The sequence below is a fragment of the Catellatospora sichuanensis genome (assembly GCF_007483665.1).
Lineage (GTDB): Bacteria > Actinomycetota > Actinomycetes > Mycobacteriales > Micromonosporaceae > Catellatospora > Catellatospora sichuanensis.
Genome location: NZ_VIQO01000011.1, coordinates 121758 through 135810 on the forward strand (window position 1 = coordinate 121758; position 14053 = coordinate 135810).

Consider the following 14053-nt stretch of genomic DNA (forward strand, 5'->3'; position numbering starts at 1 on the left):
GTCGAGCCGGTCCGGCGATGGCCGGGCGCGTGTGGCGGGCAGCATGACGCCGCTCGGCGGACATCGCCTGCGGCCGACACGCGGCGCGGCGACACCGGCCGCATACGGCCCCCGGCGGGTCCGCGCCGTCCGACAATGGGCGTATGCCGACAAGACGGGCCCACTCCGCCGCGAACCTGCGGATGCGCCGCGTGTACGACCCGCCATCGCCCGATGACGGCCTGCGGGTGCTGGTGGACCGGCTGTGGCCGCGCGGCCTGGCCAAGGAGCGGGCGGAGATCGCGCAGTGGCCCAAGGAACTCACCCCGTCCAACGAGCTGCGGCGCTGGTATCACGAGGCGCCCGACGAGCGCCACGATGAGTTCGTGACCCGCTACGACGCCGAACTCGACGACCCCGCCGCGCAGCAGGCGCTGGCCGGACTGCGCCGGGCCCTGCGCGAGGGACCGGTGACCCTGCTCACGGCGGTGAAGGAGTTCCCCGGCAGCCACGTCGACGTGCTCGCCCGGCACCTGACCGCCGAGGGGTGACACGGCACGGAGCACCTGCCGCGTCACCCCGCTTCGGGTCCGGCGTGCCTCACCCGCCCACGCCGGAGGCGAGCGCCTCACGGAGATTGCCACCGGCGTCCGCCGGCAGCAGGTAGCCCGCGTGGACGTTGCCGAGATCGGCGCGGACGACCTGGGCGAGGTAGGCGCCGCGCGTCGGGTACAGCTCCTCGAGCGTGGCCTGGTCGAACGGCTGGTGGCTGCCGAACAGGAAGCAGAACGACTGCCCGGCGTTGTCCCCGGTGTTGCGCGCGGTCGGCACGGTCACCTGCGAATACCGGATGCCGCCGAGCGCCAGCCCGTGGCTGTCGCGCGCCTTGGTGCCGTCGGCGTTGAAGACCAGCGGCGGCGCGGTCGGCGGCGCGACGCCCTTGCGGACCCACCGCACCAGGTGGTCGTATGCCGCCGCCGTGGCGTGGTTGACCGGAACCCGGCTGAACGGCGGCTGCGCGCAGTCGTAGACCGGCACCGCCCCCAGGTCACGGACCGAGATCGGGTTCCGGTACTGCTGGCCGTGCCAGCCGGAGTGCGCGCCGCCCGCGACCTCCCAGCGGCGGAACCGGTCGGTATCGGGCGACGGCCGGACCGGAGTGCGAACGTCGGTCTCCGACAGGACCTGGAACACCGGCTCCGGGCCGACCCGGGTCGGGGCGTTGCCGACGATGAACGCGTACCCGTCGAACACCGGCTCGACCTTGGGCAGGATGCTCTGGTAGTAAACGGTCATCCGCCCGGCGGACTGCGACGCGCCGATGGCCAGGACCGTACGGACGTCCAGCCCTCCCATCGGCGATCCGTGCCTGCGTGCGCTCACGGCCTTGGCTGCCTGGGCGAAGATGTCGTAGGACAGCTCATCGGCGAGGTACTGTCCGCCGCCGGTGACGTCGAGGGCGCCGTACCGGGCGGGGCTCCAGCCGCGTAACTGGTCGACACCCACACGCTGGGCGGACACGCCGATCCAGGCATACCCGGCCCGCATCATCGCCTCGCCGTTCCACAGCGCGTCCAGGTCGTAGCCCGCGGTCACGTTCTGCCATTCGACCAGCGCGGTGCCGTTGAACCGGTGGTCGCGGGCCGGGCGCCGGATCACGATCCGGGTCCGGTAGGGCACGTCCGTGGCGACCTGGTTGCCCTGCGGATCCCAGCCGTCGGCGACGCCGGACAGGTGGAACTCCTGCTCGACGTAGCCCTTCGCGGCCAGGTCGTCGGGTGTGGAGAAGAACGGATAGGTGTCCTCGACGGCCGACGCGAGCCGGTCGCCGGGCACGGCGCCCGGGACCGGCCCGGAGACGGTCGGGGACGGGACAGGTGACCGCTGCTCGGCGATCGCGGGGACGGCCGGGACGATCGTCACGATCACGGCGACCGCAAGTGCCGCGTAGTACGTGCGAGGATGCCTCATACACCGACATCCTGGCCGGAAACGCCGATGAGCGCATCGGCGATGTCACCGGTTCGATCGCCGGTCACTGGGACTTGTGGGCCGATGCGGCCGAATGTGACGGCCCGGCGCGGCAGGCTAGCGAAGGTCGGCACGGGTGATCGCGTTGCGGGCCATCGCCTCGTTGGCCAGGCGTACGCGCCGCTTCTCCCCCTCGCCGACGATCCCGAACTTCTCGTACAGCCGCAGCAGGTGCTGTTTGACCGCGGCCTCGGTGACGACGAGCGCGGCGGCGATCTCCCGGCTGGACGCGGGCTCGGTGAACATCGCGCCGGCCAGCAGCGGCCGGCACAGCTGCACGAGTACGTCGCGTTCGCGGCCGGTGAGTTCCGGCGGCGCCGCACCCGCCTCGGTGACCTGCCCGGCGGGCACCCGGCCGGACCGCAGCACGAAACGGGAGGCGCCGGCGCGGATCTCGTCGCCGTCGGCGAGGACGTGCTCCTGCCAGATGCGCCGGCCGTTGACGAAGGTCCCGTTGCGGGAGCCGAGGTCGCGTACGCACCAGCCGGCCGGGTAGCGCTCGAAGACCGCGTGCAGCCGTGACAGGAGGCGGTCGGCGGGCACGGCGACGTGGTTGGAGTCGGCGCTGCCGAGGGTGATCCGGTCGCCGACGAGGGGAATCGCCGACGCGCCGGATGTCCCCCACATCTCCAGGTGGGCTGCCCCGCCGCTCACCGGTCGGTCACCTTGAAGGCGTGCTTGCCCTCCACGCCGGGTCCACCCACGTGCAGTTCGTATTCGCCGGCGGGGAGGGCATACGGTCCGGACTGCTGGCAGCCGAACCTGCCGGAGCCGACGGGTGCGCCGCCCTTGTGGAGCAGCTTCCACGGCACGAGTTCGGCGCAGACGTCGCCCGTCACGTAGATGCTGCGTCCGGCGGTGAGCTGGAGGCGGTAGCGCCTGACCTCGCTGACGCCGAGCGAGATCACGTCCTGCTTTGGGACACGCACGCCGATGGTGATCGGCTGGAGTTCCCCGGCCGCCCCCGAACCGGCCGTCGACGGTGCCGCACCCGGCCCGGCCGGCGGGGAAGCCGTTCGGCCGCCCGCGGAGGAAGGCGCCTGCCCGGCCGATGCGGAGACCGACGCATCACCGCCGGGACGGGCACCGCCGGGACCGTCGCGCCATGACCCCTGCGAGGCCAGCAGGGCGACGAGCACGGCGGTTACCACGGTGGCGGCGAGCGCGAGCAGTGTCCGGGTACGCCGCGGCCGTCCTGCCGGTGCACGCTCGACCACGGGCCGGTCGAGCAGCGGTCCGGCGGCGTGGCTGTCGTCGAGCCGGGTAGGCGCGGGTCCGATCCGGGTGGCGGCCGTCGGCGGGGGTGTCCACTGCGTCGACAGGATCCGTGAGGTGGCGTCGATCGGGTCGGCGGCGTCGCCGACGAGGGCGAGCAGCAGTGCCCGGGCGGTCGGGCGCCGGACAGGTTCCTTGTCGAGTGCCTGCACCACGAGGCCACGCAGCGGAGGTTCCAGCACGCCGAGATCCGGTGGGTCGGACAGGATGCGGTGCATCAGCTCGTACGGCGCGCCGATGCCGAACGGCGGCCGTCCGGTCGCGGCGAAGGTGACGACCGCGCCCCAGCTGAAGACGTCGGTGGCCGTGGTGGTGGTGCCGCGGAACTGCTCCGGAGCCATGTACGCCGGTGTGCCGACGATGTCGCCGGACTCGGTGAGGCGTTCCGAGCCGTCCAGTGCGCGGGCGATGCCGAAGTCGATGACCTTCGGACCGACCCGCGACAGCAGGACGTTGCCAGGCTTGAGGTCGCGGTGGACGACGCCCGCGGCGTGGATGCCGTTGAGCGCGGCGGCGATGCCGACGGCCAGGCTGTCCAAGGTGGAGCCGCGCATGGGGCCGTCGGCGTCCAGCGCGGCGGTGAGCGTCGGGCCTTCGATGTACTCGGTGACGAGGTAGGCGAGGTCGCCGTCGGTGCCCGCGTCGAGGACCTGAGCGGTGCAGAAGCGCGCGACCCGGCGGGCGGCTGCCGCCTCGGCGGTGAACCGGGCCCGGAAGCGCCCGTCGCGGGCGAAGTCGTCGCGGATGACCTTTACGGCGACCAGGCGTCCGTCGCCGTCCCGGCCCAGGAACACGACGCCCATACCGCCTTCGCCGAGCCGCCCGAGCAGCCGCACCCCGCCCGCGTGCCGCGGGTCGCCAGGGTGCAGGACCGGCGCGGGTGCGCCGGTCCTTTGTGTTCCGTCACCGCGGCCGGCGTCCACCGTCATCGACGGCATTCTACGACCGTCAATTGACGGGCACCCGCAGCGCACCCTTCTCGTACCGGTTCCAGCTGAGCAGGTATTCGCCGTTGGCCGGGGCGGGCACGAGGAAACAGGCGAGCCCCCCGGTGGCCGTGGCATGCGGTGCCGGATAGATCTGGGCGCGGCTGCAGTTGTCGGCAGTCGCGACCGAGGTGCCGTCGGGCAGCTTGAGGTGCAGGTCGCGGTCGAAGACCCAGGCGAACCCGGCGTTGGTGTTGTTCGTGGCGGTGAACGTCAGCCGCAGGAACTCCTGCCCGGTTGGGGCCTCACCGTGCAGGAGCGGCTCGTCGGAGCGCACTTCCGCTGCGGAGACGGTCATGAAGATGCTGCCGCTCTTGTCCCGCAGGACCTTGCCGGTGATCGGCAGGGGCTTCGGCTCCAACGGCACGAGCCCGTCCGGGCCGGTGAAGGGGACCGTCGCCTGCCGGTCGGACGGCTTGCCCACCACCAGCACCGCGTCGGCGAGCGCGAAGTGCTCGTCGACGGCGAAGGCGTACACGCCGGGCTGGCTGCGCTGCGCCGGGACCTCGGTCAGCTTCAGCAGCGGGTTGTCCACCTCGGCGTAGGTTCGGTCGCCGACGGTGAGCAGGACGTCGGACGTCGGCGTGCCCGGGTGCTCGGGGCTGAGGTTCTGGAAGACGCCCTCGATCGTCACGGCCTGCCCGTTGCCGACGGACGACGGGACGATCCGCGCCGTGCCGAGGGTGACTTTGAAACCGGCGTACCAATAGGATTTGTTGATCTGGATCTCGGTCGGCGCCTCCGGTGCCGGGCTGCCGGAGGAGGCAGCCGACCCGGTGGGGTCCGGCTCTCCGCCGCCTCCTGGGACGCACCCGGTCAGCGCCAGCACGATCGCCGCCGAGACGGCCCGGAGCCCCAACTTCCTCATCGCGCTCATCGCGTCTGCCCCAGCCTCTCGTCGAGCCGGCGGACGCCGACTGCCGAGACCAATATGGCGTCCGGTCGATGGCGAGCAACATGGCCGCGAGGTGACATTTCCGGGGCCGGCGGGACAGGCCGGCCTTACCTTCCGGTAAGGCTCCTCGGGCGCGCGCACCGCGCCGGCCCGTCACCGACGCGGGACCGGCTCACTCCTCCAGGACGTCGTCGCGGCTGAGGCGCCGGCGGAACACGTGGTAGGTCCAGCCCTGGTAGAGCAGGACCACCGGGAGCAGCACGACGAGCACCCAGGTCATGACCTTGAGCGCGTAGGCGCCGGATGCGGTGTTGGCCAGGGTGAGGTCGTTGGCCGCGCCGGTGGTGGAGACCATGACGCGCGGATGGAGGTTGGTGAAGATGACGAGCACGCTGGTGGCCATGGCGAAGGTGGTGGCGGTGAAGGCCCACCCCTCCTTGCCTTCCTTGACCAGCCAGGCGGCGGCGAGCACGGCCAGGACCGCGGCGATCTCGATGACGTTGGGCAGGAAGCCCTTGCCCGAGATGACGTGGGACCAGGTGATGTAGATCAGCACTGCCAGCGCGGCGAAGGGCGCGATCCGGCGGGTGAGGCGGGTGGCGCGTTCGCGGATGTCGGCCGTGGTCTTCAGGGCCAGGAAGGTGGCGCCGTGCAGCGCGCACAGCAGCACGAAGGTGAGGCCGACGAACAGCGAGTAGGGCGGGAACAGGTCGGCGAAGGTGCCTGCGAACTCCTGGTCGGAGCCGATGGGCAGGCCGTGGAGGAGGTCGCCGAGCCCGACGCCGAGCAGGAAGGGGGCGAGCACGCTGCCGACGGTCATCAGCACGCTCCAGGTGCGCCGCCAGCGCGGATGGGTGTCCTTGTTGCGGTATTCGAAGGACATGCCGCGCACGATGAGGGCGACGAGCGCCAGTACCAGGGCGAGGTACAGGGCGGAGAACATGGTGGCGTACCAGCCGGGGAACGCGGCGAACATGGCCGCGGCGGCGACGACGAGCCAGACCTCGTTGCCGTCCCACAGCGGTCCGATGGTCGCGATCGCGGTCTGCCGCCCGGAGTCGTCGCGCCCGACGACCCCGTGCAGCATGCCGACCCCGAAGTCGAAGCCTTCCAGGATGAAGAAGCCGGTCCACAGCACGGCGATGGCGATGAACCAGATGTCGGGCAGTGTCATGGCAGCCTCAGCGAGCGAAGGTGGGTTCAGGTGCGGTCGTGTCGTCGGCCGCGGGCACGGTCGGCGGCGGCGCCTTGCGGGCGTAGCGCAGCATGAGCACCAGCCAGACGATGGTCAGCGCGGCGTAGAGCAGGAAGAACACCGTGAGGCTGATCGCGACCGTGGTGGCGCTGATCGACGGTGAAACGCCGTTCTTGGTCAGCAGGATGCCCTGCACGATCCAGGGCTGGCGGCCGCTCTCGGTGAGCAGCCAGCCGGCGGTGTTCGTCAGGAAAAGCAGGACCGGTGCCCACATGGCCAGCCACAGGAACCGGTGCGCGGTCTCCAGGTGCTTGCGTCGCATCACCCAGAGACCCCACAGGCCGAGCAGGACGATCACGACCGCGAGGTACGCCATCACCCGCATCGCCCAGTACTGGATGAACACGTTGGGCACGTAGTTTCCGGGGCCGTACTGCTGCTGGTATTGGGCGTTGAGTTCGTTGAGTCCGATGACCTGGCCGTCGAGGTGGTTCGTGGCGAGCAGAGACAGCAGGTAGGGAACTTCGATGATCTTCGTGGGGGTCTGGTCGTTGTTGCCGCCGCCGATCTGGAAGATCGAGAACGAGCACGGCTGGCACGTCTCCCACTGCGCCTCGGCGGCGGCGATCTTCATCGGCTGGTACTTCGCTTCGACGACGCCGAGTTCGCTGCCGATGAACATCTGGAAGATCATGGCGGGTGCCAGGATGACGAGGGCGAGCTTCGCCGAGCGGGTGAAGACCTCGGGGTTCGAGCGGCGCCGCAGGTGCCACGCCGACACGGCGAGCATGACGACGCAGCCGGTGACCAGCGCGGCGAGCAGCACGTGGGCGTACGCCCACAGGAACACCGGGTTGGTCATCACCGCCCAGATGTCGTTGAGCTGCGGGCGGCCGGTGGTCGTATTGATTTCGTAGCCGACAGGGTGCTGCATCCACGAGTTCGCGGCCAGGATGAAGGCCGCGGATCCGGCGGCGCCCAGCGCGACCAGCCAGATGGCGGTGAGGTGGATCCGGCGCGACAGCTTGCCCCAGCCGAAGATCCACAAACCGAGGAAGGTCGACTCCAGGAAGAACGCGGCCAGGCCCTCCATGGCCAGCGGCGCGCCGAACACGTCGCCGACGGTCCGCGAGTACGCGGACCAGTCCATGCCGAACTGGAACTCCTGCACCAGGCCGGTCACCACGCCTACGGCGACGTTGATCACCAGCAGGACGCCGAAGAACTTGGTCAGCCGTAGGTACTCGTCACGGCCGGTGCGGTGCCAGACGGTCTGCAGGATCGCGGTGAGGAAGGCCAGTCCGATGGTGATCGGCACGAAGATGAAGTGGTAGATCGACGTCATCGCGAACTGGATCCGGGCCAGATCTACGTTGGACATGGCTGTCACGCCTCCGAAACCTGGGTGAGCGGGCGGGCCGCGGCCACTGCAGGTGCCGCGGCACGGCGGTCGGCCGCCCACGTCATGACTCGGTCCACGGCTGCTGCCAGCCGCCGTGGTCGGCGACGAGTTCGTCGGCCGCGGCGGGCCCCATCGTGCCCTTGGCATACGGGTGGACCGGCGGTGGAGCGTCGAGCAGCGGCTGCATGATCCGCCAGGTCTCCTCGACGCCGTCCTGGCGGGTGAACCGGGTGCTGTCGCCGTTCAGCGCGGCGTGCAGCAGCACCTCGTACGGTGTGGCCCCCTCGCCGCCCTCGCGGGTGAAGTCCACGTCGGCGGTGACGGTCTGCGGCCCCTTGGTGTCGGCGCGGCGGGCCTCGAACCGGAACCGGATGCCTGTGGCCGGGTCGAGCTTGACCACGATCTGGTCGGCTTCGGGGGCGCGGTCGAAGGGCAGTTGCAGGCCGAGCTTCGGCGGTTTCTTGAACACCAGCCGGAACTCGGTCTGCGTCATCGGCAGGCACTTGCCGGTGCGGATGAAGAACGGCACCCCCGACCAGCGCCAGTTGTCGATGTCCAGCCGCAGCGCGGCGTAGGTCTCGGTGGTCGAGTCCGCGGCGACGCCGTCGATCGTGCGGTAGCCGTCGTACTGGCCGCGCACGTATCGCGCCGGGTCGGCGGTGCCGACGGCCTTCCACAGCGCCACCTGGGCGTTCTTGATGGTGGCGGGGTCGGGGCCGGCCGGGGCCTCCATCGCACCGGCCGACAGCAGCTGCATCAGGTGGTTGACGACCACGTCGCGCAGCGCGCCCACGGGGTCGTAGAAGTGGCCGCGGTCCTCGACCCCGAAGTTCTCGGCCATCGTGATCTGCACGGATTCTACGTAGTTGCGGTTCCACACCGGTTCCAGGAAGGTGTTGGCGAACCGGAGGAAGACCAGCTCCTCCAGGCCCATCTTGCCCAGGAAGTGGTCGATGCGATACAGCTGCGACTCGTCGACGTAGGCGTGCAGCTCGTCGGCCAGGGCCCGGGCCGAGGCCAGGTCGTGGCCGAACGGTTTCTCCACCACTACCCGGCCGCCGCGGATCAGTTTCGTCTTGGCCAGGCCTTTGATGACCATGCCGAACAGCGACGGCGGGATCTCCAGGTAGTAGACCGGCGTGCGCGCGTCCCCGATCGCGGCCTCGACCCGGGCGTAGGTGTCCGGGTCGGCGAAGTCGCCGCCGAGGTAGGACATGCGGCCGAGCAGCCGGTCGAACACGTCGTCGTCGAGTTCCTCCCCCGTGGCCACGATCGCCGAGCGGGCGTGTTCACGCAGGTCGTATGCGGTCCACGGGTCGACCGCCACGCCGATGATCGGGCAGTTCAGCAGGCCTCGGGCCTCCAGCCGGTACAGGGAGTGGAAGGTCATCACCTTGGCCAGGTCGCCGCTGATGCCGAAGATGACGAAGACGTCGGCGGCACCGGTCGCCGGTGTGTCGGCTGTGGTCATGACGATTCGCTCTTCTCGTTCCAGTCGATGCGCGGGGTGTCGATGCGCGAGGGGTCGAGCAGCTCGGCACGGCGGTGGTGGGGTCGCAGGTAGAACTCCTGCGCCCAGGCGACGTACGCCTTGAGCTCGGCGCCGATGTTGCCCAGCAGCTCCATGTGCACGCCCAGCCAAGCGACGAACGCGAACCGGCCGTGCAGCTCGTGCCGGTGCGGGCCGACCTCGGCGACCGCGGCCTTGGTGCCGATCATCGCCATGATGCCCTTGTCGCGGTAATGGAACGGGTGCGGCGGCTTGCCCTGCACCTGGGCGAGGATGTTGTCGCCCGCCCAGCGGCCCGACTGCTGGGCGACACTGCCCAGCTGCGGCAGAGCGGCCTCGTCGCCCGAGGGGATGTTCGCGATGTCACCGAGGGCGTAGACGTGCGGGTGGCCGGGCATGGTGAGGTCGGGCTGGACGTCGACGCGCCCGCCGCGCCCGGTGGGCACGCCGCAGGCGCCGGCAACGTCGGCGGCCTTCTCACCACCACCCCACACCACCAGCCGAGTCTTGATCACCTGGCCGTCGCCGAGGGTCACGCAGTCGGCGTCGACCTGCTTGACCGCGGTGCCCAGCCGCAGCTGGACGCCGCGGCGGTGCAGCTGCTTGGCCGCATACTCGCCGGCCTGCTCGGAGAACGCCGACAGCAGCGCGTGGCCGAGGTCCACGAGGATGATCTGCGCATGGCCGACGGGCACGTTGGGGTAGACGCCGGGCAGCACATCATGGATCAGCTCGGCCAGCGCGCCCGCGGTCTCGACACCGGTCGGACCGCCGCCGACGATCACGAAGTTGAGCGCGCCCTCGTCGACCAGCTGCGGGTCGCGGGCGACGTCCTCGAACACGGTGAGGATGCGGCCCCGCACCTGCCGCGCGTCCTCGACGCTGTAGAGCGGGAAACTGTGCTCCCGCGCCCCCGGGGTGTGGAAGAAGTTGGGCTGGGCACCCGCGGCCAGCACCAGGTAGTCCGCGGCGAGGGTCTCGCCCCCGTCCAGCGTGACCGTCATGGCCTGCGGATCGATTCCGGTGACCTCGGCTTGGCGGACCTCGACGTTGGCCTTGCCGCGGAAGATCCGCGCGAGGTCGAAGCGGATGTCCTCCGACGTCAGCTCCGCGGTCGCGACCTGGTAGAGCAGCGGCTGGAACTGCTGGAACCCGGCGCGGTCGAGCAGGACGACCCGGACACCCTCCTCATCGGCCAGTCGCTGTGCGCACGCCACGCCGGCGAAGCCGCCGCCCACGATGACGACGTTCACATCCGCACTCATGCCCGCCCCGTCATTCATCCGGCGGTGATCTCCGCGTCCGTTTTCTCCCGAATGCCATCATCACACGCAAAAACTGCGAAATCCTCACTTCAGCAGGTTCTGCGTCGAACGCCCGCCGGGTTGCCTGGCACGCCGACGCCTATCCGTCGCCGGCCCGCGTGCCGCCGACCGCGCGCCGGACGACGGACTCGGCTGCCGTCTGGTCCAGGCCGGTCGCCCGCAGCAGGTCGGTCACCGTGGCCCTGATCTGCGCCACGACCACTCCCCCGGAGAAGCCGACGCCCGCCCGGTACGCCGCACCGGCACGGCCGGCCGTCGCCATGGCCCGCTCCCGGGCGCGCCGCGGCTCGGTGCCTGCGGCCAGCTCGTCGCGCAGCGCGTCCACCGCGTCGGCGAGCAGGCGGATCGCCTCGGGCAGTTCGGCGGGCACAGGTTCGGCGTCGGTCAGCACCGAGACCGCCCGGCGGGCCAGGCCCCGGCAGTCGCCGACGGCCCGCTCGATGTGGGGCTGCGCGTCGACGTACTGGGTGAGCGGGGCCCGGTGCCGCCAGCGCGCCGGGGCCATCGCCGCCGTCTCGCGCGCGGCGTCCAGCGCCTCCCGGAAGTGCTGCACGACGGCCTCGCCTTCGCGCAGCCGGCCGAGCAGGTCTGCGGCGGCCCGCCGGTCGCGCTCGGCGAGCGCGGCGGCGCAGTCGCGCAGCCCGTCGGCGACCAGGCTCAGGGCCGGGCGGGCCGCCCGGCGCACGACGGAGAACGGGTTCATCGGCAGCAGCAGCGCCATGACCAGCACGCCGATGAGGCCGCCGATCAGCGCGTCGAAGAAGCGGCTGTAGAAGAACTGGCCGGTCGGCGCGGCGAACGTGGCGATCAGCACGCCGGTGGACGCCGCCTGCACGACCACCACCGGGCCGCCGCCCAGAAACACCGCGGCGAGCATGGCCATCGACACCCCCAACCCGACCTGCCAGGCTCCGCTGCCGATCGCCGCGATCACGGCGTCGCCGACGAGGATGCCCAGCGCCACCCCGGCGAGCAGTTCGACTGCCCGCCGCAGGCGCTGCCCGACCGACGCCCCGAGCACGATCACCGCCGCGATCGGCGCGAAGAACGGGCTCGGCTGGCCCATCAGGTTGTGGACGACGAACCACGCGATGCCGGCGGCCAGGCCTGCCTGCACGGCCATCAGCAGGGCGGCACAGACCCGCTCCCACCGGTCGGCCAGCGTCGCGCGGGACCGCACCGCCAGTTCGCCGAGGCGGCCCGAGCCTGCCACGTCACAGCACCGCGATGGGGTTGACCGGGGAACCGGTCGCCGCGGGCAGCCGCAGCGGCGCGATGGCGCACAGGAACGACCAGCGGTCCTCCTGCTCGCACAGCGCCCGCAGCTCGCCGAACTGCAGGTAGTCCAGCAGGTGCAGACCGAGGGCGTTGATGGCCAGCACGTGCACGGGGAAAGCGATGCCGGCCGACGGCGCGGTGTCGTTGTTGCCGTCGCCGCCCAGCACCGCGACCTTGCGCTCGGCGAGGAACTCCAGCGCGGTGGGGTGCAGCCCGACCCGGGCGGCTGCCGCGTCCCACGGGCCGAGGCTGTTGCGGCGGTGCCGGTGGCCGACCCGGACGAACAGCAGGTCACCGGGCCCCACCCGGACGTGCTGGCCCTTCTCTGCCGCAGTGAGGTCGGCGACGGTGACGTGGTCGCCCGGCTCCAGCCAGGGCACGCCTCGCACGCGTGGGATGTCCAGCAGGACGCCCCGGCCGACGATGCCGTCGTGGGCCACGTCGATGGACAGCGCCGGGGTGCCGTCCGGCTCGGTCGAGCCCGCTGGTACACGGTTGTACATCAGCCCGTCGTAGACGACGTGGCACAGCGCGTCGATGTGGGAGTCGGCGTCGCCGTGGATGTTCATCGCCAGCCGGTCGTAGGCGAAGTTCAGCCCGGGCTTGTGCCGGTGCTCCGCCGGGGAGCTGATCATGTCGTGGATCGACGGCTGCGGGTTGTCGGCCGTCGGGACGGTCTCCACGGGCGCCGCGAGCGACACCGATCGCCCGAGCCGGACCTCGCCGGCGGCGGCCCGCACGGTCGCGGGTGTGATGTGGTTCAACGCGCCCCGCCGGTCGTCCGGCCCTCGGTCGGCGTGGCGCCGCAGCCGTTCGTACAGCTCCTGGAACTCGGCGGGATCCAGGTCGGCCGTCCCTGGGCTGTGGGCGTTCCCGTCCATGTCGTCTCCCGTCCGTCAGTGCTGCTTCTGCCTGCGGGTCTGCGCACGCCGGCTGATGCGGCCCCAGAGCCGGCGCAGCACGCGCAGGGTCGCGAAGCCCACGATGATCAGAAGTGTGATGTTGAGCAGCAGTTGCAGCAGCGAGCCGTGCGCCTCCGCGGGGCTGCCCGCGGCGAGCGCGACGCCGATGTCGGCGGCGGCGGGGATGGTGGTCACCGAGACGAAGACCCCCAGCAGGGTGCTGGTGCGGGTGTGGGCCAGTGCGACCACGCCGGCGATCCCGGCCAGCACCGCGACCACGACGGAGTAGAAGTTCGGGGTGTCGATCAGGTGGCTCACCGGGCGCAGCCCGAGGGTGTACGCGGTGGGCACCAGGCCGAGACCGCGCACCAGCATCGTGAAGGCGTACGCCGCCACGATGGCCATCCCGAAGCCCACGGTGAGAGCTGCCAGGCCCTGCCGGATCGGACGCCAGGCCCGCCGGTCGATACCCAGCGCGACGCCGGTGATCGGGCCGTACTCAGGGCCGAGGATCATCGCGGCGACGATGAGGATCTCCGAGTTGGTCAGCAGGCCGACCGCACCGATGACGCCGGCGATCACCAGGTAGAGGTAGAAGCTGGGGGTGGCGGTCGCGTCGGCGGCGATGCGGGCCTCCACCTCGGCCCACACCGGCGCCCGTGCCAGCGGCCCCTTGAGCGCCGCCGCGGCGGCGTCGAACCGGTCCGACATCGCCAGGTCGACCGGATCGACCATCAGTGACCCGTGCTGGTGGACCCGCAGCTCGCGCAGCCTCGCCAGGACGTCGTTGGCGGCGCCGGCCAGCACGTCGCACTCGATCGCGTCGCCGACCGGGTGCAGCGCACCGCGGTGCACGGCGACGTCCACCACGCAACCGTCATCGGCGAGCAGCGCCAGGATCTGTTCCGTCCGCTCGGGCGGACACGCGACGCGAAGGTGGACCACGCTCACGCCGGACCTCGCTCACTGTCGGCCTCGTGCAGCCGTCTCGGGCGTTCGTCGACCGTCGCTGGCCGCTACCCAGATTCTCTGACATTCACACCCGAAATATTCTTACAGTCCTAAACTGGCGCCATGCTGGCGAATGCCGCAAGGCCGCCGCGATGACTGTGGAGGTGACGACAGCGCCGATCCGCACCGCGATCCCGGCGCGGCTGGATCGGCTGTGCTGGTCGCCGTTCCACACCCGGATGATCGTCGGGCTGGGCGCCGCGTGGATCCTCGACGGCCTCATCGCCGGCGTGTACCTGGTCGGCCAGTTCGTCGGGGCGCGGT

Annotated in this window: 12 protein-coding genes; 1 reads left to right on the top strand and 11 read right to left on the bottom strand. The window is 71.2% G+C overall.

Annotated features, from left to right (window positions below; genetic code table 11):
- Positions 1-143: 143 nt before the first annotated feature.
- Positions 144-530, top strand: a complete 387-nt coding sequence (locus tag FLL47_RS22255) for a DUF488 domain-containing protein (RefSeq protein WP_144122498.1) — start codon at positions 144-146, stop codon at positions 528-530.
- Between the two features lie 49 nt (positions 531-579).
- Here the strand turns inward: FLL47_RS22255 and FLL47_RS22260 are convergent, their stop codons facing one another.
- The 11 genes from FLL47_RS22260 to FLL47_RS22310 all read right to left on the bottom strand — a co-directional run bounded on the left by FLL47_RS22260 (position 580) and on the right by FLL47_RS22310 (position 13729).
- Entirely contained in the window at positions 580-1950 is a 1371-nt protein-coding gene (locus tag FLL47_RS22260) for an alpha/beta hydrolase domain-containing protein (protein ID WP_186315837.1), read from the bottom strand.
- Between the two features lie 117 nt (positions 1951-2067).
- On the bottom strand, positions 2068-2664 hold the full coding sequence (locus tag FLL47_RS22265) for an FHA domain-containing protein (protein ID WP_222106140.1): 597 nt from the start codon (positions 2662-2664) through the stop codon (positions 2068-2070).
- The gene (locus FLL47_RS22270) at positions 2661-4214 is read right to left on the bottom strand and encodes a serine/threonine-protein kinase (RefSeq protein WP_144122499.1); all 1554 of its coding nucleotides are present in this window, start codon (positions 4212-4214) and stop codon (positions 2661-2663) included. The genes FLL47_RS22265 and FLL47_RS22270 overlap by 4 nt, the downstream gene beginning before the upstream one ends.
- Before the next feature lie 19 nt (positions 4215-4233).
- A complete protein-coding gene (locus FLL47_RS22275; protein ID WP_186315838.1) occupies positions 4234-5148 on the bottom strand; it encodes a hypothetical protein in 915 nt (304 codons plus the stop codon).
- A 190-nt stretch (positions 5149-5338) separates the two neighbouring features.
- Positions 5339-6340: a cytochrome d ubiquinol oxidase subunit II gene (gene cydB, locus FLL47_RS22280; protein ID WP_144122501.1), complete on the bottom strand. Its 1002-nt coding sequence runs from the start codon at positions 6338-6340 to the stop codon at positions 5339-5341.
- Between the two features lie 7 nt (positions 6341-6347).
- On the bottom strand, positions 6348-7742 hold the full coding sequence (locus FLL47_RS22285; protein WP_144122502.1) for a cytochrome ubiquinol oxidase subunit I: 1395 nt from the start codon (positions 7740-7742) through the stop codon (positions 6348-6350).
- An 82-nt stretch (positions 7743-7824) separates the two neighbouring features.
- Entirely contained in the window at positions 7825-9234 is a 1410-nt protein-coding gene (gene zwf / locus FLL47_RS22290; RefSeq protein WP_144122503.1) for a glucose-6-phosphate dehydrogenase, read from the bottom strand.
- On the bottom strand, positions 9231-10538 hold the full coding sequence (locus FLL47_RS22295; protein WP_144122504.1) for an NAD(P)/FAD-dependent oxidoreductase: 1308 nt from the start codon (positions 10536-10538) through the stop codon (positions 9231-9233). Before FLL47_RS22295 ends, zwf begins: the two co-directional genes overlap by 4 nt.
- A 139-nt stretch (positions 10539-10677) precedes the next feature.
- Entirely contained in the window at positions 10678-11811 is a 1134-nt protein-coding gene (locus FLL47_RS22300) for an FUSC family protein (protein ID WP_144122505.1), read from the bottom strand.
- 1 nt (position 11812) lies between these two features.
- Positions 11813-12757 (bottom strand): cyclase family protein, encoded by a 945-nt coding sequence (locus FLL47_RS22305; protein ID WP_186315839.1) that lies wholly within the window; start codon positions 12755-12757, stop codon positions 11813-11815.
- A 15-nt stretch (positions 12758-12772) separates the two neighbouring features.
- Positions 12773-13729 carry a DUF389 domain-containing protein gene (locus FLL47_RS22310; RefSeq protein WP_144122506.1) on the bottom strand — a complete coding sequence of 319 codons (957 nt, stop codon included), beginning with the start codon at positions 13727-13729 and terminating at the stop codon, positions 12773-12775.
- Positions 13730-14053 lie beyond the last annotated feature (324 nt).